The sequence below is a fragment of the Mangrovimicrobium sediminis genome, assembly GCF_004745945.1.
Taxonomy (GTDB): domain Bacteria; phylum Pseudomonadota; class Gammaproteobacteria; order Pseudomonadales; family Halieaceae; genus Mangrovimicrobium; species Mangrovimicrobium sediminis.
This window is the reverse complement of the sequence record NZ_SRLE01000006.1, coordinates 522,583-544,236: the sequence shown is the minus strand read 5'-3', so window position 1 is coordinate 544,236 and position 21,654 is coordinate 522,583. Positions and strand designations below refer to the sequence as shown.

Below are 21,654 nucleotides of genomic sequence, written 5' to 3'. Positions count from 1 at the left end.
GCGGGGGGCTCAGTCGGTATCCCGCCACAGCCCCACATAGATGACGTACATCAGCACCAACCCCAGGAAACACCCCAGAATCACCGGCTTGCAACCAAACGTACCGAACGGCGTCTTGCCCAGCATCGGCTCCACCTCACCCGTGAGGCTCGTCTCGACAAAGCGCTCACTGCGCGCCAGGATCTGCCCCCGGTGGTCGACAATCGCCGAGACCCCATTGTTGGTGCCGCGAATCAGGTAGCGGCCGTTTTCCAGGGCACGCATCTGCGCCATCTGCAGGTGTTGCAGCGGGCCGATACTGTCGCCGAACCAGCTGTCGTTGCTGATCGTGATCATCAGGTCCGCGCGCCGCGCACCCCAGGCCACCAGTTCCGGGTAGACAATTTCGTAGCAGATGAAGGGCGCCACGCGGAACGCGCCCGCCTGCAATGGCAGCTGCTTGTTCGGGCCCGAAGTGAAGTCTGACATCGGCAGGTCGAAGAACGCGATCAGCCCGCGCAGCATCTGTTCCAGCGGCACGTACTCGCCGAAGGGCACCAGGCGCTGCTTGTGGTAGACGCCGCTGCCGCTGCCAGTGGCGATGATGCTGTTGTAGTAGGCGCGGCCGTCCGCCGTGCGATAGGGGATGCCGGTGACCAGCGTGGTGTCCAGCACCCGCGCCTGCTCCGCCACGCCGTCGATGAAACCCTCGGCGTTCTGGTAGTAGTTGGGGACCGCCGCCTCCGGCCAGACCAGGATGTCGTTGCCCAGCAGCGGCAGCGAGGCGCGCTTGAGCTGACCGATGATCTCCGGGTAGTAGCGCCGGTTCCACTTGATCTCCTGCGGCACATTGGGCTGGTAGATCGCCACCGTGAGCGGTCGCTCGCTGGCGCGCACCACCCACTCGATCGGCCGCAGTACCGCGCCGCCCACCCACAGGGTAGCCAGGATCACCGCGTAGGTGGTGATCGAGACCAGCTGCCGGCTGCGCCAGGCCAGGAACAGGCAGGCGCCGGAGATGGCGACGATGAAGGACAGCGCGAACACGCCGCCGATCGGCGCCCAGCCGGCGATCCAGGTATCGACGTGGGCGTAGCCCAGGTACAGCCAGGGGAAGCCTGTCAGCAGCCAGCTGCGCAGCCACTCGAACAGTACCCAGAGCAGCGGGAAGCCGAGCAGCATGCCCCCCGGCAGTGGGCGGATGAAGCGCGCGTAGGTCCAGCCGAACAGGGCGAGCAGCAGGGCCAGGCCGGCGCAGAACGCCGCGGTCAGGCCGCCGGCGAGGGCCGGCGAGGCATAGCCGTAGGTGTGGATGCTGACGTAGACCCAGGACACGCCGCTGCCGAACATGCCCAGGCCAAAGCCCCAGCCGCGCAGCGCCGCCTGGCCCGCGCTGCAGGTGCACAGCAGCCACGCGAGTACGGCACAGCCGGCGATGCCCGCCGGCCACAGGTTGAAAGGTGCGAGGGAGAGGGTGACCCCGGCGCCGGCCAGCGGCGCCGCCACCAGGGCGAGCAGCGCGTTGCGCGAGGCGGACACGGGCGCCGGCCGCTAGTCGCGCAGGGGCCGCATGCGCAGGCTGTGGATCTTGCGCTGGTCGGCGTTGATGACCTTGAACTCGAAGTCGTCGATGACCGCCACCTCGTTGCGCGCGGGCATGTGGCCCAGCGCCTGGATGACCAGTCCGCCGATGGTGTCGAATTCGTCGTCGCTGAAATCGGCCTTGAAGTACTCGTTGAAGTCGTCGATCGGCGTCAGCGCCTTGACGAAAAAATCGTCGTCGGAAATGCGGCGGATGAAGCGGTCTTCCTCGACGTCGGTCTCGTCCTCGATATCACCGACGATCTCCTCCAGCACGTCCTCGATGGTGACCAGCCCGGCCACGCCGCCGTATTCGTCGATGACGATGGCCATGTGGTTGCGGTTCTCGCGGAACTCGCGCAGCAGCACGTTGAGGCGCTTGCTCTCCGGCACCACCACGGTGGGCCGCAGCAGGTCCTCGATGCGCACCTCGTCGCTGTCCCGGGTCAGGATCTGCGGCAGCAGGTCCTTGGCCAGCAGGATGCCCATCACGTCGTCCGGGTTCTCGCCGATCACCGGGTAGCGCGAGTGCGCCGAGCGGATGATCTGCGGCAGGAAGGTTTCCAGCGGGGTATCGGCCTTGATCACTTCCATCTGCGCGCGCGGGATCATGATGTCGCGCACCTGCATGTCGCTGACCTGCATGGCGCCCTCCATGATGCTGCGGGCGTCCTGGTCGATGACCTCGTTCTCGGCGGCGACGGCGAGCACGTCCTCCAGGTCGCGCCGCGTGCGCGGCTCGCTGGAGAACAGCTGGCCGATCTTGTCCAGCCAGGAACGCTCGCCCTGATCGTTCCCTGAATTGTCGTCGCTCATGCGCGCGCGTGCTCCGTGAAAGACTCGTCCGCATAGGGACAGGGGATGCCGAGGGCGGACAGGACCCGGGTTTCCAGGTGCTCCATGGCCAGCGCCTCGTCCTCTTCGATGTGATCGTAACCCAGCAGGTGCAGGGTGCCGTGCACTGCCATGTGCGCCCAGTGGTGGGCGAGGGGTTTGCCCTGCTGCTCCGCTTCCGCGCGCACCACCGGCGCACAGATGGCGATGTCGCCGAGCAGTGGCAGGTCCAGTTCCGGCGGCAGGTCGGCGGGGAAGGACAGTACGTTGGTGGGGCCGGACTTGCCGCGGTAGTCGGCGTTGAGCCGGGTCATTTCCGCGGCGTCGACCAGGCGCAGGCTGATCTCCGTGTGTGCGCGGCCGCTATCGGCCAGTGCCGCCTCGATCCAGCCCCGTATGTCCTCCTCGTCGGGAACGGGTTCGGCGCTGGCGTTCTGGATGTCGACCTGCAGGTTCACGGCTTGCGCTTGTCCATGGGCGAGTCCAGCGGCGTGGCCTTGTCCTCGTGGGCGTCGTAGGCCTCCACGATGCGCTGTACCAGCGGGTGGCGCACCACGTCCTTGTTGGCGAACCAGGTGAAGCTGATACCGTCCACGCCGTGCAGGATGTTGCCGGCGTGGGTGAGGCCGGACTGGGCGCCGCGCGGCAGGTCGATCTGCGTGGCGTCGCCGGTGATCACCGCGGTGGAGCCGAAGCCGATGCGGGTGAGGAACATCTTCATCTGCTCGCGAGTGGTGTTCTGCGCCTCGTCGAGGATGATAAACGCGTTGTTCAGGGTGCGCCCGCGCATGAAGGCCAGCGGCGCGACCTCGATGATGTTGCGCTCGATGTACTTGTTGACCGTCTCGAAGCCGAGCATCTCGTAGAGGGCGTCGTACAGCGGGCGCAGGTAGGGGTCGATCTTCTGCGCCAGGTCGCCGGGCAGGAAACCGAGCTTCTCGCCGGCCTCCACCGCCGGGCGCACCAGCAGGATGCGCCGCACCCGCTCTTCCAGCAGCGCCTCCACGGCGCAGGCCACCGCCAGGTAGGTCTTGCCGGTGCCCGCCGGGCCGATACCGAAATTGATGTCGCACTGCTTGATGGCGCGCACATAGCCCTGCTGGTTCTTGCCGCGGGGCTTGACCGAGGCGCGCCGGGTGCGGATGACCTGCAGGGCCTCCACCGGCGCGTCGGTGCCGGACGCGGCGCGCTCGGCCAGGTGCTCCAGGCCCGCCTCCTGCAGGTGCAGGTGCAGCGATTCCGGCGACAGGCCGACGCCCTGGCAGACTTCGGCATAGAGGTAGATGAGCAGGTGCTGCGCCGCAGCCACATTGACCGACGGACCGCTGATCTGGAACTGGTTGCCGCGGTTGCTGATGGTCACGCCCAGGCGCTCCTCGATCTGCCGCAGGTGGCCGTCCAGCTGGCCGCAGAGCATGGCCAGATGACGCGGGTCATTGGGTTCAAGGGTCAGGTGCTGCTGGGTAGCCGGCTGCGATGCCGTGCTTTGTGCGGGAGGTTCTTCAGTCAAACTGGTCAGGGGGCCGCGTGGGCTGTCTCGATAGGCTCAAGGATATACCGGAATGCGCGTGCGTCAACCGGCCAGAAGGGTGCCGCGCAGGGAGTTCGGCAGGGCCTCGAGAATCTCCACGGTGACAAAGTCGCCGATCAGGCCGTGGTCGGTGGCATGGAAGTTCACCACGCGGTTGTTCTCGGTGCGCCCCTGCAGCTGCCCGGGGTCTTTTTTGGCCACGCCGGTGACCAGCACACGCTGCTCGCTGCCCACCATGCGCCGGCTGATCGCCTGCGCCTGCTGGTTGATGCGCGTCTGCAGTATCTGCAGGCGCTGTTTCTTGGTCTGCTCCGGGGTGTCGTCGGGCAGTTCCGCCGCCGGCGTGCCCGGCCGCGCGCTGTAGACGAAGCTGAAGGAGACGTCGAAGCCGATCTCCTCGATCAGTTTCATGGTGGCGGCAAAATCCGCCTCGCTCTCGCCGGGGAAGCCGATGATGAAGTCCGAGGAGATGCTGATATCCGGGCGGATCTGGCGCAGGCGGCGGATCTTGGACTTGTACTCCAGGGCGGTGTGGCCGCGCTTCATGGCCGCCAGGATCTTGTCCGAGCCGCTCTGCACCGGCAGGTGCAGGTGGTCCACCAGCTGCGGGATCTCCGCGTAGGCGGCGATCAGCGCGTCGGAGAACTCCACCGGGTGCGAGGTGGTGTAGCGGATGCGCTCGATGCCCGGCACTTTCGCGACGAAATGCAGGAGTTCGGCGAAATCGGCGATCTCGCCCTCGTGGGTCGCGCCGCGGTAGGCGTTGACGTTCTGGCCCAGCAGGTTCACTTCCCGCACGCCGCCGGCGGCCAGGTGGGCGACTTCGGCGATGACGTCATCCACCGGGCGCGAGACCTCCTCGCCGCGGGTGTAGGGCACCACGCAGAACGTGCAGTACTTGGAGCAGCCTTCCATTACCGAGACGAAGGCGGTGGGGCCTTCAACCTTGGGTTCCGGCAGGCGGTCGAATTTCTCGATCTCGGGGAAGCTGACGTCCACCACCAGGGTGCCGCCCGGCCCGCGCTGCTCCAGCATGTCGGGCAGGCGGTGCAGGGTCTGCGGGCCGAACACGATGTCCACGTAGGGTGCGCGGCGGGCGATGGCCTCGCCCTCCTGGCTGGCGACGCAGCCGCCGACGCCGATCACCAGGTCCGGCTTCTTCTGCTTGAGGTGCTTCCAGCGGCCCAGCTGGTGGAAGACCTTCTCCTGGGCCTTTTCCCTTATGGAACAGGTGTTTAGCAGGAGTACGTCGGCCTCTTCCGGGTTCTCGGTGGGCTCCAGGCCATGGGACTCGCCCAGCAGGTCACGCATACGCGCTGAGTCGTATTCGTTCATCTGGCAACCGTGGGTCTGGATGTAGAGTTTCCTGCTCACTGTGTTTGCTGTCCGGCCCCGGCCGGCGTAGTCTGGGAAAAGGGCAGCGGATTATACAGAGTCGCCCCGGCGAAACCTAGGGGTGGCGCGGGGGGTGTGCTGGTAATTCGCCGCGAGGGTGGTAAGATTGCCGCCCCCTGAAATCCGGCGGCCAGCGGGGGATTTTCCGGCGCCGCCCACCGAGGAGAGCATGCCAGCCCAACCCGTCTATAAAGTCATCTTCCAGAACGGCAGCCAGGTGTTCGAGGTATTCGCCCGGCAGATCTACCAAAGTGACATGTGGGGCTTCATCGAGATCGAGGAATTCATCTTCGGTGAGCGCTCGCAGATCCTGGTCGATCCCAGCGAAGAGAAGCTGAAGAACGAGTTCGGCGGCGTCATCCGCAGCTATATTCCGCTGCAGTCCATCATCCGTATCGACGAGGTCGACAAGGAAGGCGCGGCCCGCGTCTCCGACGTCAAGCCCGCCCCCGGCAGTAATATCGCCAGCTTCCCGCTGCCCGGCGGCATCCCGCCGCAGTCCGGCTCGGAAGAGTAGGGCTCCTTACAGGTAGAGTCTTTTTGCTGGCAGGCGCCGCCGATAGCAGGCGCCCGCCAGCCTGTCGCTCAGTTACCAGCCAGTCGCTGGCGCACGCTCGCCAGCTTCACGCACAGCGCGAATACTTCCGCCGTCGCCTGCACGTCCTCCAGCGAGGGGAAGCTCGGCGCCAGGCGGATGTTGCTGTCCTCGGGGTCGTTGCCGTAGGGAAAGGTCGCGCCGGCGGGGGTCAGCGCCACGCCGACGTCAGCGGCCAGTTTCACCACGGTTTTCGCCAGCCCCGGGCGGGTGTTGAAGGAAATGAAGTAGCCGCCGCGCGGCGACAGCCACTCGCCCATGCCGGTGCCCGCCAGTTCCGCCTCGAGGATCTCCAGCACCGCCTCGAAACGCGGGCGCAGCAGCTCGGCGTGCTTGCCCATGAGCGCGGCAAGGCCCTCGGCGTCGCCGAGGAAGCGCACGTGGCGCAGCTGGTTGACCTTGTCCGGGCCGATCGACTGGAAGCCCAGGTGTTGCTTGAAGGCCGCCAGGTTGGCCGGGCTGCTGCCCATGAAGGCGACTCCGGCGCCGGCGAAGGTAATCTTGGAGGTCGAGCCGAATTGGAACACCGAGTCGAGGGTGCCATGGCGCTCGCAGGCGGCGTACAGGCTGGCCAGGGGCTCGGCGTCCGGGTACAGGGTGTGCACGGCGTAGGCGTTGTCGTACATGAGCACGAAGTCATCGCCGGCGATGTTGCCGAGCTGGGCCAGGCGCTCCACCGTGGCGCGGCTATAGACGCAACCGGTGGGGTTGGAAAAGCGCGGCACGCACCACATGCCCTTGATTGCGGGGTCCGCCGCCACCAGCTTCTCGACGGCGTCCATGTCCGGCCCGGTAGCCAGCATGGGCACCGGGACCATCTCGATGCCCAGGTGCTCGCAGATGGCAAAGTGGCGGTCGTAACCCGGCACCGGGCACAGGAACTTCACTTCGTCGCTGTTGCCCCAGGCGGATTCCGGGCCGCGCAGGCCGAAGGACAGGGCGAAATCGATCACCGCGTACATCAGGGTCAGGCTGGAGTTGCCGCCGATCAGGATGGCGTCCGCGGGCATCTCGAGCATGCCGGCGAACAGCTGCTTGGCCTCGGGCAGGCCGTCGAGTCCGCCGTAGTTGCGCACATCGGTGCCGTCCGCGGCGCGGTAGTTGCCGCCGAGAATGCCGTCCAGCGCATCGGAGAGCGCCACCTGGGCCGCGCTGGGCTTGCCGCGGGTGAGGTCCAGCTTGAGCTGGCGGGCGGCCAGTTCCGTGTAGCGTGATTCCAGGGCCTGGAGCTCGGCCTGCAACTGTTCACCTGACATCTGGTCGATGTGCACGTTGGGGTCCTCTTGGGGTTGGCAATGTGGGTTGGAGCGGGTTGCCCAGTATAACCCCTGCCCCGGGAGGCGGCATCACCGCAGGGAATTTTGCGCTTGAATTGGGTACAAACAGCCGCATATACCGGTGATGGACATGCACGAAGAGCACGAAATGGATCAGCGCGACGACGTGGTTGAAGCGGAAGTACTCGACCCGGAGGAGGGCGGCAGCGCCCCGGCGATAGCGGACGATGTACTGCCCGATACGCTGTACCTGGTCCCCATTCCCAACCGGCCGTTCTTTCCCGGCCAGGTGCAGCCGCTGGGTATCGACCCGCGGGCCTGGGCCGACACCCTGCGCGGCGTCAGCGAGGCTGGCCACGGCCTGATCGGCCTGTCCTGGGTGGACGGCGTGGAGCCCGGCGAGCTGGACCGCCGCAAGGTGCCGGACGTCGGCTGCGTGGTGCGCCTGTACCGACCGCCCATGGTGGCGGACAAGGAGGGCCAGTTCCTCGCCCAGGGCGTGCGCCGCTTCCGCATCGTGCGCTGGCTCAGCGACAAGCCGCCCTACCTGGTGCAGGTGGAGTACCCGCGCAGCCAGGGCGACCGCGACGCCGACGAGGTCAAGGCCTACGCCATGGCGCTGATCCGCGAGATCAAGGAACTGCTGCCGCTGAACCCCCTGTACAGCGAGGAACTCAAGCAGTACCTGGCCAACTTCAGCCCCAACCAGCCGAGCATGCTGGCGGACTTCGCCGCCGCCCTGACTACCGCCAACGGCGAGCAGCTGCAGGAGGTCCTCGAGACCCTGCCGCTGGTCTCGCGCATGGAAAAAGTGCTCACCCTGCTGCGCAAGGAGCGCGAGGTGGCCGAACTGCAGGGGCAGATCACCAGCCAGGTCAACGAGAAGGTCTCGGACAACCAGCGCGAGTTTTTCCTGCGCGAGCAGATGAAGATCATCCAGAAGGAACTGGGCATCTCCAAGGACGACCGCACGTCCGATGCCGAGATGTTCGAGGCGCGTATCGCCGACAAGCAACTGCCGCCGGCCGCGGCGCGGCGCATCGCCGACGAACTGCACAAGCTCTCAGTGCTGGAGACCGGTTCCCCGGAATACGGCGTGACCCGCAACTACCTCGACTGGGCCACCTCGGTGCCCTGGGGCGTGCACTCCGAGGACAACCTCGATCTCGGCCACGCGCGCAAGGTGCTCAACGCCGAGCACGAGGGCCTGGAGGATGTGAAAAAGCGCATCCTCGAATTCCTCGCCGTGGGTGCCTTCAAGGGCGAGATATCCGGTTCGATTCTGCTGCTGGTCGGCCCGCCCGGGGTGGGCAAGACCAGCATCGGGCGTTCGGTGGCGCACTCGCTGGGGCGCAAGTTCTACCGCTTCAGTCTCGGCGGCATGCGCGACGAGGCGGAGATCAAGGGTCATCGGCGCACCTACATCGGCGCCATGCCCGGCAAGTTCGTGCAGGCGCTGAAGGAAGTGGAGGTCGCCAACCCGGTGATCATGCTCGACGAGATCGACAAGATCGGCTCGTCCTTCCAGGGCGACCCGGCCTCGGCCCTGCTCGAGGTGCTCGACCCGGAACAGAACAGCGATTTCCTCGACCACTACCTGGACCTGCGCGTGGACCTGTCCAAGGTCCTGTTCGTGTGCACCGCCAACCAGCTCGACACCATTCCCGGCCCGCTGCTGGACCGCATGGAAGTCCTGCGCCTGTCCGGCTACGTGGCCGAGGAAAAGTTATCCATTGCCCGCCGCCACCTGTGGCCGAAGCAACTGGAGCGCCACGGCCTGTCCGACGAGCAGCTGAAGATCAACGAGGCCGGCCTCAAGTACGTGATCGAGTCCTATTGCCGCGAGGCGGGGGTGCGCAACCTCGAGAAGCAGCTGGCGCGCATCATGCGCAAATCCATCGTGCAGTTGCTCGAGGGCGACGATGAAAAGCTGCGGGTCGGAAAAAAGGATATAGAGGACCTGCTGGGCAAGCCGCCGTTCCACAACGACAAGCCCCTGCGCGGCCTGGGGGTGGCCACTGGCCTGGCCTGGACCGCCATGGGTGGGGCCACCCTGCCGATCGAGTCCTCGCAGATCCACACCCTGAACCGGGGCTTCAAGCTCACCGGACGCCTCGGCGAGGTGATGCGCGAGTCCGCCGACATCGCCTACAGCTACGTGATCGCCCACCTCAAGGACTACGGCTGCGACCCGGACTTCTTCGACATGAGCATGGTGCACCTGCACGTGCCCGAGGGCGCCACACCCAAGGACGGTCCCAGCGCGGGCATCACCATGGCCACGGCGCTGGTGTCGCTGGCGCGCAAGGAGCGCATCAAGCGCCCGCTGGCGATGACCGGCGAGCTGACCCTGACCGGCCAGGTACTGCCGGTGGGGGGGATTCGCGAGAAGATCATCGCCGCGCGCCGCTCGAAGATCATGGAGATCATCCTGCCCCACGGCAACCGGCGGGACTTCGACGAACTGCCGGACTACCTGCGCGAGGGCATCAACGTGCACTTTGCGCGCAACTACCGGGAAGTCTTCGAGTTCGTGTTCCACGAGCACCGCCGCGAGAAATCGCTGCACTGATTGTTGCACCGCGGGCGCTTCCGGGAGCGCCCCGGAATCGCGCAAAGTGTGGCCAAGCTCGAGATTTTGACCTTCTCCGGTGGGAGCCGCCGGGACGACCTGCTAGAGTGTTTTTTCGGTAGTGGTCGCCAGCATTTGCGACGGCCCATGACACTGGCACGCGCAGCGGGAGGACGGAGCGGTGAGAATAACGGAATGGCTGAAAATCCTGTCGAGCCGCAATGGCTCGGACCTGTATCTCAGCACCGGTGCACCACCCTGCGCCAAGTTCGAGGGCAAGTTACGGCCCGTCGCCAGTGAAATCCTCAAGCCCGGTGAAATCCGCGAGATCGCCTACGAGGTGATGGACGAGACCCAGCGCGCCGAGTTCGAGCAGGAACTCGAAATGAACCTGGCGATTTCCATTTCGGGTTTCGGGCGCTTCCGCATCAATATTTTCTTCCAGCGCAACGAAGTGGCCATGGTCTGCCGTAACATCGTCGCCAATATCCCGCGCTGGCAGGACCTGCGCCTGCCGCCGATCCTACCGGAAGTGATCATGCGCAAGCGCGGGCTGGTGCTGTTTGTCGGCGCCACCGGCTCCGGCAAGTCCACCTCGCTGGCGGCGCTCATCGACTATCGTAACGCCAACAGCAGCGGACACATCGTGACCATCGAAGACCCGGTGGAATACGTGCACACGCACAAGAAGAGCATCGTCAACCAGCGCGAGGTCGGCGTGGATACGCGCAACTGGCACAACGCGTTGAAGAACACCCTGCGCCAGGCGCCGGACGTGATCCTGATCGGCGAGATCCGCGATCGCGAGACCATGGAACACGCCATCGCTTTCGCCGAGACCGGTCACCTGTGTATCTCCACCCTGCACGCCAATAACGCCAACCAGGCGCTGGACCGGATCATCAACTTCTTCCCGGAGGAGCGCCGTCACCAGTTGCTGATGGACCTGTCGCTGAACCTGCAGGCGTTCGTCTCACAGCGCCTGATACCGACCACCGATGGCAAGCGCTGCGCGGCGATCGAAGTGCTGCTGGGTACGCCGCTGGTCTCCGACCTGATTCAGCGCGGCCAGATCGAGGGGATCAAGGAAGTCATGCAGAAGTCCGAGGACAGCGGCATGAAGACCTTCGATACCGCGCTGTTCGAGCTGTTCATGGAGGGGCTGATCTCCGAGGAAGAGGCGCTGCGCAATGCGGACTCGCCGAACAATGTGCGCCTCAAGATCAAGTTTGCCCGCGAGGACCGGGGCGCTCCCCAGGCGGCACCGACGCCGGCACCCGAGCCTGAGTCCGAGCCTGCGGCCAGGCCTGCGTCCGGTTTCGGTGCCGGGCTGAGCCTGGAAGTGGTCGAGGACGATGACGAGGGGCGCGTGATCTGACTCAGGAGGCGACGCGCCGCACCAGTTGTTCCCACAGCTGGTAGTCCGACTCCACCGCCGGTTGCAGTTCCAGACCCGCCAGCCAGGGGCCGTCCTCGTTTTCGCGCGGCTGGCACCAGCGCACCACAGCCACCAGGAACAGCGGCCCGTCGCGCTCCGTGGAGCCCGAGGGCTCTACCCCCAGGTGCAGGAAAGCCCCCACCGGCAACTCGTGATCCAGCACCAGTTGCATGCCACTGACCGAGACATCGAGGGTGCTGCAGACGGTGATCGGTGTGTCATCGCTCAGGCCCTCGGTATCAGACTCGACGAACACCCGGTGCTCCGCGGGGAGCCTTAGATGCCTGCGGTCCAGTTCCAATGTACACCTCCCTGCAGTGATTGCCGTCTTTCGTTGTTATGCATAGGCCGGGCCAGTCCTATTGCCCGTGTTTCTCGAGACGCCGCCGCGCCCGTTCCACTTCCTCGCGGAAATTGCGTCGTGCCTCGAGAATATCCACCTGGCCTTCCTGGACCAGTTGTTGGTAGTCGTCCTCTTCCAGGCGCCGCTGCTCTATCCCCTTGCGATTGACGAAGATCAGCAGGTGGCGGACCGCATCGTACATGGCCAGCTTGGCCAGCAGTGGGGGATCGACGTCGTGGAAGCCCAGCCAGGTGCCCAGCGGCGGTAGCGGATATTCTTCGTCCACAGTGCGCGACGCCGGAGACCTGGTCGCGGCGGGTGTACTGGCCGGTGCGGCCGCGGACTGCGCGGGTGCCGGCTTCGCGGGTGTGGGCTTCGCCGGTGCCGGCGGTGACGGAGCAGGCGGTGACGGAGCAGGCTGTGAGGCTTCGGGCTGCGCCGGTGCGGGCGGCGCAGACGGTCCTGGCGGCGCAGGAGTTGGCGCTGGCGCCGCTGCCCTGGCCGGGGCAGGCGCCGCTGCGGGACGTGCCGTGGCGGCACCCAGGTTGTCGAGGTCGGCCGCGGCATCCACGCCGGCGGCCGCGGCCAGTGCGCGGCTGAAACTGGCGCCGGATGGCAGCGGCACGATATCGCCGCGCTGCAGGCCGCGGGCGAATTCAGCGAAATCCATGCTGCGCACCTGTTGCCCCGAGGGGCCGCTGAACAGCAGGGAGTGCTGCTGGTCCTGGCGCAGGGCGATCTGCAGGCGCTGGTAGCTGCCGCGACCGGTCCTGAGCCGGAACCAGTCGTTCGCCTGCGCCCCGGCCAGTTCGGCGGGGACCGGCGCTTCGCTGTCGGTGTGCTCGGCGATTTCGATGGGTGTGATGGGGCTCTTCTGCAGTGTCTCGCCGCGCAGGGCGCGCAGCAGGGTGTACTCGATCTCTCCGACCATCTCCGCGGCGGCGGCGCTGTCGTGCTGCATGCTGAACAGCCACTGGCGCAACTCGCGGCAGACACGTCCGGCGGATTCCGGCTCCACGGCCCGGGCGCCCTCGTCGCCCTGCGCCGGACCCTCGGCGAGGCTGCGTACCAGTGACCAGGTGGCGCGCTCCATGGCCTGCCACTGCTCCGCATCGGTGCCGAACTTCAGCAGTACCAGTTGCGCGCTGTCGAACCAGGGCTCGACCAGGAAATGTCCCACCGCAGGGGGCAGCGGCGTACTCGCCAGCGCGGCGTTGATCATCTGCGCCGCCGATACCTTGGCCCGGCTGGCACGCAGGCGGGCACGCTCGACATCGGCGGCGCGCTGCACCATGCGCGCACTGCGCGCCAGCAGCCGCTGCCCCGATTCGGTCGCGGCTGCGGCGAGGCGGCTGAGGGTGTCGGCGTCCTCGCCGCACTCGGCGGTGAGGTCAGCGACGGTCTGCTCGACCAGTCGGGTGATAGGCTCGCCGACACGACCGAGGTCAGGCTGCCAGCCGATAGCCACGTCGTGCAGGGTGTCGAGCAAGGTGTGCAAGGGGTGCGCGCCGGGGGTGGCGAAGCTGTTGTCGAGGACTGCCAGACGCGCAGCCACCAGTTTCAGCTGACGCAGTTGCGCCTGTAATTGGGGTTCCAGCGCGAACCGGGATTCCCACAACGCAAAGGCGTCGCCGACCCAGCGCAGCAGCGCGCCATCTTCAGAGGAGGGCGCCACCGGGTCGCCTATCTGTTCGGCGCGCGCCAGCACCGCATCCAGCGGCGAGAGCTCGCAGTCTTCCAGTTGTTCCAGGTATTCGCGCAGCTCCCGCTCGCGCATGATCGCCGAGCCCTGTGGCGGCGCCGCCAGGCGCTGCACCACCCGCTCGCGCAGCGACAACGGCAGGGGAAGCGACTCGGGAGGCAGCATTACTCGACCAGCTTGAGAACGATCATGACCAACAGGGTCCCCCAGGTAACAACGAGTGCGATGCGGTGCCACAGCGGCGTGGCTGCTCGCTGGTCTTCATCCCCGGGTCGCAGGCTGCCGAAGTGGGCAGAACCGCAGGCGGGACACTTCCCTCCGGGGCCGCTTTTGTCGCCTTTGTAGCTGCAGTCCCTGCAGTGAAATGTCATCTATTCAATCACCGGGCGTTTTTCAGAACTTGTTCGATGACCCGTTCGAGCTGCCGTAGATTATTGCATTCGGCACTAAAATGACAGGCGCTGAGGTAGCGCAACATCTCGGAATCTCCAGTTTTCCACGAATTTCTGGATTCCGGATTGAGCCAGATAACGCGATTCGCCCTGCGGTAGATTTTTTGCAACAGATCCAGCCGCGGTTCACCGTGATTGTTACGCGCGTCACCCAGGATGATGACTGTCGCGCTGCTGCGCACATCGTCCAGGGCGAGGTTGGCGAAGTCCTGGAATGCCGCGCCGTAATCGGTGGCGCCACCGTAGGTGTGATTGGCCAGTTCGATGGCCTGCTCCACCGGATACTCCCGGAACAGGTTGGTCACCTCGCCCAGCCGGTTGGCGAACACGAAGCTGCGCACGCGGGGCAAAACTTCCTGCAGGCAGTAGAGGAACAGCAGCAGGAACTTCGCATAGGGTGCGACCGAGCCGCTGACGTCGCAGATGGCGAACACCTGCGGACGTTCGCGGCGCACGCGGCGCCAGCGCAGGTCGAACATCAGGCCGTCGTGGGCGGCGCCGCGGCTGAGCGTCTTGCGCATATCCAGTTGGCCGCGGCGGTGATCGCGCCGGCGCGGCGCATAGCGAGCGGCCAGTTTTTTCGCCATGCGCCGCACCAGCTCCTGGGCGCGTTCGACGTAGGCGGCCTCGATGTTGCTCAGTCGGGTGCGACTGAGCATGTCCTCGATCAGCTGCTGGTTGCGGCCATGGGCGTGCACCAGGTACTGGCCGTCGATGAAGTCGCGCACCTGCTCGCGCAGGATGTCGCGGTAGCGGCGCAAATCGTCCAGCGCCGGGCTTTCGCTGCGCTCGAGCGCGACGATGCCGGCGCGCAGCTGTTCCTCGCCCAGCGCCGCGAGTATGCGCCTGCTGTACTGGCCTTTCTGGGTGAAGATGCGAATCTGCTGCAGGCCGGCGCGTTCGCTGGCCTGGCTGATGTTGAGGCTGAGCAGGTTGCGGTCGTTGCGCAGCAGCGCCTGCATCAGCGAACTTTGCAAAAGCTGGTCGATCCGTGGGTCCTGCCTGGCGGCCTGTGCGAGCGCTTCGGGTACGTCCGCCCCGCTGCCCGCGGACAGCCCGCCGGGCGCGCCGCCTGCATTCGGCGGCTGCTGTTCGCGCTCGTCGCTGGTCTGGGAAAAATCCCCCAGTTCACGGCGGAAGTACTGGTCGAAGCAGCGCAGGAAGGTTGTGCGCTCGTCCGCGGTTTTGGCCAGCGTCGTACACAGGCCGTCGCGCAGGCGCTCGCGGTTGGCATAGCCCAACAGTTCGGCGGCGCGCACCGCGTCCAGCGATTCCGCCGGCGAGATGCGCAGGTGGTGGGTGCGCAGGATATCGATGAACCCGAGAAGCCCGGCGGCCATGGCTCAGTCGCCGCCGGTCCCGTGCAGCAACCTGCCGACTTCGGCATCGGTCATCTGGATGTCGTCCTCGAACTTGAGCAGCAGGTTCAGGGTGGCGCGCACCAGGGCCTCGTCGAGCTGCTCCGCGTGCAACAGCAGCAGGCTGCGCGCCCAGTCGATGGTCTCGGAAATCGCCGGGTGTTTTTTCAGGTCCAGCTCGCGCAGGCCGTGCACGAAGGCGACCAGTTGCCGGCGCAGGCGCTCGTCGATCTCCGGCACCCGGCTGCGCACGATGCGCTCTTCCAGTTCGACGCTGGGAAACGGGATGTACAGGTGCAGGCAGCGACGCTTGAGGGCGTCGGACAGGTCGCGGGTATTGTTCGAAGTGAGGAACACCATGGGCGTGGACTGCGCACTCACCGTGCCGATCTCCGGTATCGACACCTGGTAGTCGGAAAGTATTTCCAGCAGCAATGCCTCGAACTCGTAGTCGGACTTATCCACCTCGTCGATCAGCAATACAGCGCCGCGCTCCTGGCGCATGGCGCGCAGCAGCGGGCGCGGCTCGAGGAATTCCTCCGAGTAGAAGATGTCGCCGAACTGGTGCAGCCGCTCGACGGACTCGGCGAGGTCGTAGGCGCCGTGTAGCAGGTCGCCGAGTTTTTCCTTCAGCACCTGCGTGTACAGCAGCTGCTTGCTGTATTTCCACTCGTAGAGCGCCTTGCCCTCGTCCAGCCCCTCGTAGCACTGCAGGCGGATGAGCGGCGCCTGCAGCAGTTCGGCGGTGGTCTTGGCCAACTCGGTCTTGCCCACCCCGGGCGGGCCCTCGACGAGAATCGGCTTGCGCAACTGGAAGGCGAGAAACACCGCGGTGGCGATACTCTCGGAACAGATGTAGCCGATCTCCTCGAAGCCGGCGGCGATGCGCTCGACATCGCCGAGCTGGGGGTAGTCCTCTATTCGCACTGCTGGGGTTTCCTTGTTATTCGCGCGGAACTTTTGGGGGTGGGTCAGCCGCCGGTGGCATTCATGAAGCGCAGGATCTGCGGCTCCTCGCGGTTATCGAAGTAGTGGCGCTCGGGCTTGATCGCCATGGCCGCGGCGATGGCGTGCTTGAGGTGTTCCAACTGGTAGTCCGGCGCGCGCAGCACCGCGCGCAGGTCCACGGAATGCTCGTTGCCCAGGCACAGCAGCAGGCGGCCCTCCACGGTGAGGCGCACGCGGTTGCACAGGTGGCAGAAGTTCTCGCTGTGCGGCGAGATGAAACCGACCCGGGTGGGGCTGTCGGGCATGGCGAAGTAGCGGGTCGGGCCGCCGCTGCCCTGGGGGTCGCCGAGGGCCTGCAGTTCGAATACCGGGTCGAGTTGCTGGCGCAACTCGGCGCTGCTGCAGAAGGTCAGTGCGCGGTCGTGTTCGTCGATCAGGCCCAGCGGCATCTCCTCGATGAAGGAGATATCGATGGCGCGCTCGCGGGCGAAGCGCACCAGGTCGACCACTTCGTCCTCGTTGCGCCCGCGCAGGATGACCGCGTTGATCTTCACCTGCTCGAAGCCGGCGGCGACCGCGGCGTCGATGCCGGCGATCACCTGGTCGAGGTTGCCGTGCCGCGTGAGGTGGCGGAATTTGCGCGGGTTGAGGCTGTCCAGGCTGATGTTCACCCGCCGCACGCCGCGCTCGCGCAACTGGGGCGCCAGGCGCTGCAGCTGGGAGCCGTTGGTGGTCAGGGCCAGCTGCCGCAAACCGGGGAGGCTGCCGAGCCGGCCGACCAGGGACATGATGTTGTTGCGGATCAGCGGCTCGCCGCCGGTCAGGCGGATCTTCTCCACACCCAGTTCGGTGAAGGCGCGCGCGACCTGGTACAACTCCTCCAGGCTGAGTACCTCGGCCTTGGGGGCGAAGGTCATGTCCTCTGCCATGCAGTAAACGCAGCGAAAATCGCAGCGGTCGGTCACCGACAGGCGCAGGTAGTTGACCCGGCGGCCGAAGTTGTCGACCAGGCTGGTGGGCATCTCGGTATGCATCCGGCCAGTGTATGCCCTGCGCGATGTACGCGCCAGTGTGCGGGCGTCTGCTGCCTTGCGGTTCTGCTGTGGTCTTTACAGGGCCAGCCGGCTGCGACAGGATGCGGGCAGGGAAGTGCAAAGACCGCGCGCACAGGGGGGAATAACAACATGCGTCACTGGTCGATCGCCGCCGGTCCGCTGCTGGCTGTGGCGACTGCCGCCGCGCTGCTCGGCGCCGGGCAGGCGCAGGACGTGGCCGTGGTGGCCGCGGTCACCGTGCTGTGCGTGATCTGGTGGGTGTTCGAGCCGCTGCCGATTCCCGCCACCTCGATGCTGCCGCCGGCCCTGTTGCCCCTGCTCGGCGTGCTGACGCCGGGGCAGGTAGGCGAGGCCTACGGTTCACCGATTATCCTGCTGCTGCTCGGCGGCTTTATGTTATCCAAGGCGATGGAGGAAAGCGGGGCGCACCGGCGCATCGCGCTGGGGATGGTGGGCCTGTTCGGCACGCGCAGCGGCCTGCGCCTGGTGCTGGGTTTCATGGCCGCCTCGGCCGTACTCAGCATGTGGATTTCCAACACGGCGACCACGCTGATGCTGCTGCCGGTGGTGCTGGCGGTACTCGACGCCTCGCCGCATCGCCAGCACCTCACCGTGCCGCTGTTGCTGGGCGTGGCCTACGCCGCCAGTGTCGGCGGCATCGGTACCCCCATTGGCACGCCGCCCAACCTGATCTTCATGCAGGTCTACGAACAGAATACCGGCGCCGATATCAGCTTCACCCGCTGGATGACCTGGGGTGTGCCGGTGGTGGTGATCATGGTGCCGCTGATGGCGCTGTGGCTGGCCCGCAGCCTGCGACACCCGGTGGAGGTGGCGCTGCCCGAGGTCGGCCCCTGGCGCACCGAGGAAAAGCGCGTGATGTTGGTGTTCGGCCTGACTGCGCTGGCCTGGATCACCCGCAGCGAGCCCTTCGGCGGCTGGCGCGACTGGCTGGACCTGCCGCAGGCCAACGATGCGTCGGTGGCGTTGCTGGCCGTGGTAGTGCTGTGCCTGTTTCCCAATGGGCGCGGTGGCCGACTGCTCACCTGGGAGCGCGCGGTGGAGATTCCCTGGGGCGTGTTGCTGCTGTTCAGCGGCGGCATGTGCCTGGCGGCGGGCTTCGTCAACTCGGGGCTGTCCGCGTTGATCGGCGGCCTGTTCACCGACCTCGCCGCGATCCCGGTCTACCTGTTGATCCTGGCGATAGCCCTGGTGGTGACTTTCCTCACAGAGACCACGTCGAACACCGCGAGCACGACGCTATTGATGCCGATCCTGGCTGCGGTGGCGCTGGGTGCGGGAATGGAGCCGGCACTGCTGATGGTGCCGGCGGCGATGAGTGCGAGCTGTGCGTTCATGCTGCCGGTGGCGACCGCGCCGAACTCTGTCGTGTTCGGCAGCGGCATGCTGAGCACCGCGCGCATGGCCCGGGAGGGCCTGCTGCTCAACTTCCTCGGCGCGGCGGTGATCAGCGTGGTGTGTTGCATTGCCCTGGCGTGACGCCTGGCAGCAGCGGGTGTCAGAGCAGCGCCATCATTTTTTCGGCGGCGCTGACGTCGATGCCCGGGCCTTCCTCGACACACAGCTCGGTGACCTTGCCATCCTCGGCGATCAGCGCGTAGCGCTGGCTGCGGGTACCGAGGCCGAAGGCGCTGCCGTCCAGTTCCAGGCCCAGGGCCGCGGTGAACGCGCCCATGCCGTCCGCCAGCATGAGGATTTCCTCGGCGTTCTGCGCCTTGCCCCAGGCGTCCATCACGAACACGTCGTTGACCGCCACGCAGGCGATGGTGTCGACGCCGGCGGCCTTGATCTTGTCCGCATTGACCACGTAGCCGGGCAGGTGGGTGAGCGAACAGCCCGGGGTGAAGGCGCCGGGCACGGCGAACAGCAGTACCTTCTTGCCGCTGAAGATCTCATCGGTGCTGATATCCGTGGGGCCTTCCGCGCCCATGGTTTTCAGTGTCGCCGCGGGAATGTTGTCGCCGGCCTTGATCGTCATGAGGAACTCCTGTTATCAGTGAAAGGATTGAGGAGTCCGGACTATAGCAGATGAGCGACACTTTGCGATGTCCCCTGTGTGACGGCCAGGCACTGTTGCCGTTCCACCGCGATCGCCGCCGGGAATACCTGCGCTGCGGGCGCTGTGCGCTGGTCTGCGTGCCGCCGCGCTACCACCTCGACGCCGCGCGTGAGAAGGCGGAATACGACCTGCACCGCAATGCGCCGGACGACGCCGGCTACCGCCGTTTCCTCGGCCGCCTGGCGCAGCCGCTGCTGGCTCATCTGCCGCCCGCCGCCCGCGGGCTGGACTTCGGCTGCGGCCCCGGGCCGGCGCTGGCGGCCATGCTGGAAGAGGCGGGGCACAGCGTGGCGCTTTACGATCCTTTTTATTTTCCAGAAAGCGCTGCGCTCGAGCGTCGCTACCAGTTCATCACTGCTACGGAAGTGGTCGAACACCTGCGCGCCCCGGGCCAGGAACTGGCGCGGCTGTGGGGACTGCTGGAGCCGGGCGGTGTGTTCGGCATCATGACCAAGCTGGTACTCGACGCCGACGCCTTCGCCAACTGGCACTACAAGAACGATCCCACGCATATCTGCTTTTTCAGCGAGCAGACCTGGCAGTGGTGGGCGGGGGAGTACGGCGCGCGATTGCAGCGCCACGGCGCCGACGTGATGCTGTTGTGGCGGGACTGATCAGCCGCCGCTCGCCAGCATGCTCGCGTAGATGGCCTCGCAGTCGCGGTAGAAGGCGCGCTGGTCGTCGCCCAGGTAGGGCGCAATCATCGCCAGCAACTGCAGTACGCCCTGGTGGATAGTCAGTGCCGGGTCGCGGTGACCGTGCAGCAGTTGGTCGTAGCTCAGCCAGAAGGTCAGGCTCAGGGTCATGTTCTCGACCAGCCCGGGCAGCTGTTGCTCACCGGTCTCCAGGATCGACTGCTGCAGCAGGGTCTGGCAGATGGCATCCAGCGAGGCGCGCTTGAGCTGCACCAGGCGGCGGAACTGGCCACGGATGTCGGGGTAGCGCTGCAGGATGTTGTCCAGGTTGTGGTAGAGGAAGCGGTACTGGTACATCTCCTCGAGCACTACATACAGGTAGTACCAGTTGCGCTCGACGTTACCCGGCCCGGCGCTCAGCGGCTGTTCCACCGGCGCGCGCAGGGTGGTCGCCAGTGCGGTGTGGTACTGGTGATACAGCTCGGCGATGATTTCGTCCTTGCCGCGGAAGTGGTAGTAGAGGTTGCCCGGGCTGATGCCCATCTCGTTGGCGATATCGAGGGTGGTGGTCTGCTCCTCGCCCTCCTCGTTGAACAGCGCAAGACTGGTGTGGAGGACGCGATCACGGGTTTTCATCGTCCGTGGGTCAGCCTTTGCCCGTCCTGCCGCTGCGCGGCTTGGCCCTGGTAGCGGATTTGGTCCTGGCCTTGGCTGGGGACTTGGCGGCGGCGCGTTTGCGCGGCGCCGGCGCGGCCTCCTGTTGCTCCTTGACCAGCCGGGTCAATGCGTCGATCTTGCGCGTCAGCTTGTCGAGTTTGTCGTGCAGGTCCTGCAGGTCTTCGATGCGCGCCGAGCGCTGCAGGTGAAAGTTCTCGCGCACCTGGGAGATGCGCTCCTCCACCGAATTCACCGCCGCGGCGCGCGCCTCGCTGGCCTCTTCCTCCAGTGCGGCGCCGGCTTTTACCAGGTCGCGAAACAGCTTGGGGGGTTGGGGTGTCGCTTTTTTCAGGCTGGACTGTGCCTCATCCACCGCGCGCCCGTAGGCGCCGACGCCGGCGAGCCAGATGTTGCGGGCTATTTCTCCGGCCTTGTCCGTGACCTTGTTCTTTTCATCGTTCATCGTCCTGATCTCCCGCCGCTGTGCCCAGGGGCTTCGATTAAAACAAAAAAAGGGGCTACGAAGTAGCCCCTGGAAAGCCCTGTGTGACAGGGATAAGTGTCGGGTGAAGAACCCGCGATCAGGCCGCGAAGCGGGCGGTCGCGGTGCTCTTGAGTTCTTCCAGGCGCGCCTTGGCTTTTTCCAGGCTGGCCTCGTAGGTCTTGAGGTCGGTGTACTTCTCGAGGTCCAGCTTGGGCATCTCGAAGTCGTCCATCACCTTCATGGCGTCCTTTTCGACCTTGGTGCCGCGCTTGACCAGTTCCTTGTACAGCTTGTCGACCTTCTTCTTGCGCGCTTCAACGCGCGCTTCGATGGTCTTCTTCTGTTCCAGCATCTGGTCGTAGGCCATGCCGTAGCAGCCCAGGCTCGCCAGCAGCACGTTGTGGCCGGTTTCCTTGGCCATGCTGGTGAACTCGCCAGTGGCCTTCTCGACCTTGGCGGCGGTTTTCTCGACCTTGGCAGTGGCCTTCTTCGCGGCCGGCTTGGCGCGCGCGGTCACTTTGCGCTTGGCGACGGGCTTGCGCTTGGCGGGCGCCTTGCGCTTGGCTGCTGCTTTCTTCGCGGGGGCCTTGGTTGCGGTTGCTTCTGCCATGTCTTCACTCCTCGAATCGGTTGGCCGGCGGTTATGTCCGCCGTATGGGAGGAATACTAGGGAGAAAAATTAGAATAAACATACTAGGGGGCGTGGGAAGTTTTGCGGATTCCCAGGCCGGGCATGCA

20 protein-coding genes are annotated in these 21,654 nt (G+C 66.0%); 5 read left to right on the top strand and 15 right to left on the bottom strand.

What is annotated here, in order from left to right; translation table 11 throughout:
• Nucleotides 1-9: 9 nt before the first annotated feature.
• From lnt to miaB, 5 genes are read right to left on the bottom strand one after another with little or no spacing between them, the layout of a single operon-like run.
• Nucleotides 10-1,518 carry an apolipoprotein N-acyltransferase gene (gene lnt, locus E4634_RS09245; RefSeq protein WP_135443095.1) on the bottom strand — a complete coding sequence of 503 codons (1,509 nt, stop codon included), beginning with the start codon at nucleotides 1,516-1,518 and terminating at the stop codon, nucleotides 10-12.
• A gap of 12 nt (nucleotides 1,519-1,530) precedes the next feature.
• Complete coding sequence (locus E4634_RS09240) at nucleotides 1,531-2,376, bottom strand: CorC family transporter (RefSeq protein WP_135443092.1); 846 nt, start codon at nucleotides 2,374-2,376, stop codon at nucleotides 1,531-1,533.
• Entirely contained in the window at nucleotides 2,373-2,852 is a 480-nt protein-coding gene (gene ybeY / locus E4634_RS09235; protein WP_135443088.1) for an rRNA maturation RNase YbeY, read from the bottom strand. Before ybeY ends, E4634_RS09240 begins: the two co-directional genes overlap by 4 nt.
• Entirely contained in the window at nucleotides 2,849-3,913 is a 1,065-nt protein-coding gene (locus tag E4634_RS09230; RefSeq protein WP_434783502.1) for a PhoH family protein, read from the bottom strand. Before E4634_RS09230 ends, ybeY begins: the two co-directional genes overlap by 4 nt.
• A 54-nt stretch (nucleotides 3,914-3,967) precedes the next feature.
• Nucleotides 3,968-5,299, bottom strand: a complete 1,332-nt coding sequence (miaB, locus tag E4634_RS09225; protein ID WP_135443086.1) for a tRNA (N6-isopentenyl adenosine(37)-C2)-methylthiotransferase MiaB — start codon at nucleotides 5,297-5,299, stop codon at nucleotides 3,968-3,970.
• A gap of 190 nt (nucleotides 5,300-5,489) precedes the next feature.
• On the opposite strand from miaB, the gene E4634_RS09220 reads away from it, so the two are divergent.
• Nucleotides 5,490-5,837: a DUF1820 family protein gene (locus E4634_RS09220; protein ID WP_135443084.1), complete on the top strand. Its 348-nt coding sequence runs from the start codon at nucleotides 5,490-5,492 to the stop codon at nucleotides 5,835-5,837.
• 68 nt (nucleotides 5,838-5,905) lie between these two features.
• Here E4634_RS09220 and E4634_RS09215 read toward each other — a convergent pair whose 3' ends face one another.
• Nucleotides 5,906-7,186 carry an aspartate aminotransferase type Ic gene (locus E4634_RS09215; RefSeq protein WP_434783500.1) on the bottom strand — a complete coding sequence of 427 codons (1,281 nt, stop codon included), beginning with the start codon at nucleotides 7,184-7,186 and terminating at the stop codon, nucleotides 5,906-5,908.
• A gap of 154 nt (nucleotides 7,187-7,340) precedes the next feature.
• Between E4634_RS09215 and lon the strand changes: the two genes are divergently transcribed.
• Both lon and E4634_RS09205 read left to right on the top strand, forming a co-directional pair.
• Entirely contained in the window at nucleotides 7,341-9,764 is a 2,424-nt protein-coding gene (gene lon, locus E4634_RS09210; RefSeq protein WP_135443268.1) for an endopeptidase La, read from the top strand.
• A gap of 181 nt (nucleotides 9,765-9,945) precedes the next feature.
• Nucleotides 9,946-11,142: a PilT/PilU family type 4a pilus ATPase gene (locus tag E4634_RS09205; RefSeq protein ID WP_135443081.1), complete on the top strand. Its 1,197-nt coding sequence runs from the start codon at nucleotides 9,946-9,948 to the stop codon at nucleotides 11,140-11,142.
• 1 nt (nucleotide 11,143) lies between these two features.
• Here the strand turns inward: E4634_RS09205 and E4634_RS09200 are convergent, their stop codons facing one another.
• The 5 genes from E4634_RS09200 to moaA form a co-directional block, all read right to left on the bottom strand.
• A complete protein-coding gene (locus tag E4634_RS09200) occupies nucleotides 11,144-11,503 on the bottom strand; it encodes a PilZ domain-containing protein (RefSeq protein WP_276606621.1) in 360 nt (119 codons plus the stop codon).
• Between the two features lie 58 nt (nucleotides 11,504-11,561).
• A complete protein-coding gene (locus E4634_RS21680) occupies nucleotides 11,562-13,412 on the bottom strand; it encodes a DUF1631 family protein (protein ID WP_135443075.1) in 1,851 nt (616 codons plus the stop codon).
• 214 nt (nucleotides 13,413-13,626) lie between these two features.
• Entirely contained in the window at nucleotides 13,627-15,039 is a 1,413-nt protein-coding gene (locus E4634_RS09190; RefSeq protein WP_135443073.1) for a VWA domain-containing protein, read from the bottom strand.
• Nucleotides 15,040-15,042: 3 nt separating this feature from the next.
• A complete protein-coding gene (locus tag E4634_RS09185) occupies nucleotides 15,043-15,984 on the bottom strand; it encodes an AAA family ATPase (RefSeq protein WP_135443071.1) in 942 nt (313 codons plus the stop codon).
• 44 nt (nucleotides 15,985-16,028) lie between these two features.
• Nucleotides 16,029-17,027, bottom strand: coding sequence for a GTP 3',8-cyclase MoaA (gene moaA / locus E4634_RS09180; protein WP_135443069.1), 999 nt, complete (start codon nucleotides 17,025-17,027; stop codon nucleotides 16,029-16,031).
• A gap of 162 nt (nucleotides 17,028-17,189) precedes the next feature.
• On the opposite strand from moaA, the gene E4634_RS09175 reads away from it, so the two are divergent.
• A complete protein-coding gene (locus tag E4634_RS09175; RefSeq protein WP_135443067.1) occupies nucleotides 17,190-18,560 on the top strand; it encodes an SLC13 family permease in 1,371 nt (456 codons plus the stop codon).
• 19 nt (nucleotides 18,561-18,579) lie between these two features.
• Here the strand turns inward: E4634_RS09175 and E4634_RS09170 are convergent, their stop codons facing one another.
• The gene (locus tag E4634_RS09170) at nucleotides 18,580-19,059 is read right to left on the bottom strand and encodes a peroxiredoxin (RefSeq protein WP_135443066.1); all 480 of its coding nucleotides are present in this window, start codon (nucleotides 19,057-19,059) and stop codon (nucleotides 18,580-18,582) included.
• Between the two features lie 50 nt (nucleotides 19,060-19,109).
• Here E4634_RS09170 and E4634_RS09165 point away from each other — a divergent pair, with 50 nt between their 5' ends.
• Entirely contained in the window at nucleotides 19,110-19,754 is a 645-nt protein-coding gene (locus E4634_RS09165; RefSeq protein ID WP_135443064.1) for a class I SAM-dependent methyltransferase, read from the top strand.
• Here the strand turns inward: E4634_RS09165 and E4634_RS09160 are convergent, their stop codons facing one another.
• The 3 genes from E4634_RS09160 to E4634_RS09150 all read right to left on the bottom strand — a co-directional run bounded on the left by E4634_RS09160 (nucleotide 19,755) and on the right by E4634_RS09150 (nucleotide 21,526).
• Nucleotides 19,755-20,411 carry a TetR/AcrR family transcriptional regulator gene (locus E4634_RS09160; protein WP_135443062.1) on the bottom strand — a complete coding sequence of 219 codons (657 nt, stop codon included), beginning with the start codon at nucleotides 20,409-20,411 and terminating at the stop codon, nucleotides 19,755-19,757.
• Nucleotides 20,412-20,421: 10 nt separating this feature from the next.
• Complete coding sequence (locus E4634_RS09155) at nucleotides 20,422-20,895, bottom strand: phasin family protein (RefSeq protein ID WP_135443060.1); 474 nt, start codon at nucleotides 20,893-20,895, stop codon at nucleotides 20,422-20,424.
• 118 nt (nucleotides 20,896-21,013) lie between these two features.
• Nucleotides 21,014-21,526 carry a hypothetical protein gene (locus E4634_RS09150; RefSeq protein WP_135443058.1) on the bottom strand — a complete coding sequence of 171 codons (513 nt, stop codon included), beginning with the start codon at nucleotides 21,524-21,526 and terminating at the stop codon, nucleotides 21,014-21,016.
• Nucleotides 21,527-21,654 lie beyond the last annotated feature (128 nt).

What these genes read in the sequence shown, in the direction of transcription:
- E4634_RS09220 (WP_135443084.1), top strand. Translation starts at nt 5,490, where the DNA reads ATGCCAGCCCAACCCGTCTATAAAGTCATCTTCCAGAACGGCAGCCAG.
- E4634_RS09190 (WP_135443073.1), bottom strand. Translation starts at nt 15,039, where the DNA reads ATGGCCGCCGGGCTTCTCGGGTTCATCGATATCCTGCGCACCCACCAC.
- lon (WP_135443268.1), top strand. Translation starts at nt 7,341, where the DNA reads ATGGATCAGCGCGACGACGTGGTTGAAGCGGAAGTACTCGACCCGGAG.
- moaA (WP_135443069.1), bottom strand. Translation starts at nt 17,027, where the DNA reads ATGCCCACCAGCCTGGTCGACAACTTCGGCCGCCGGGTCAACTACCTG.
- E4634_RS09170 (WP_135443066.1), bottom strand. Translation starts at nt 19,059, where the DNA reads ATGACGATCAAGGCCGGCGACAACATTCCCGCGGCGACACTGAAAACC.
- E4634_RS09150 (WP_135443058.1), bottom strand. Translation starts at nt 21,526, where the DNA reads ATGGCAGAAGCAACCGCAACCAAGGCCCCCGCGAAGAAAGCAGCAGCC.
- E4634_RS09155 (WP_135443060.1), bottom strand. Translation starts at nt 20,895, where the DNA reads ATGAACGATGAAAAGAACAAGGTCACGGACAAGGCCGGAGAAATAGCC.
- E4634_RS09160 (WP_135443062.1), bottom strand. Translation starts at nt 20,411, where the DNA reads ATGAAAACCCGTGATCGCGTCCTCCACACCAGTCTTGCGCTGTTCAAC.
- E4634_RS09240 (WP_135443092.1), bottom strand. Translation starts at nt 2,376, where the DNA reads ATGAGCGACGACAATTCAGGGAACGATCAGGGCGAGCGTTCCTGGCTG.
- E4634_RS21680 (WP_135443075.1), bottom strand. Translation starts at nt 13,412, where the DNA reads ATGCTGCCTCCCGAGTCGCTTCCCCTGCCGTTGTCGCTGCGCGAGCGG.
- E4634_RS09165 (WP_135443064.1), top strand. Translation starts at nt 19,110, where the DNA reads ATGAGCGACACTTTGCGATGTCCCCTGTGTGACGGCCAGGCACTGTTG.
- E4634_RS09175 (WP_135443067.1), top strand. Translation starts at nt 17,190, where the DNA reads ATGCGTCACTGGTCGATCGCCGCCGGTCCGCTGCTGGCTGTGGCGACT.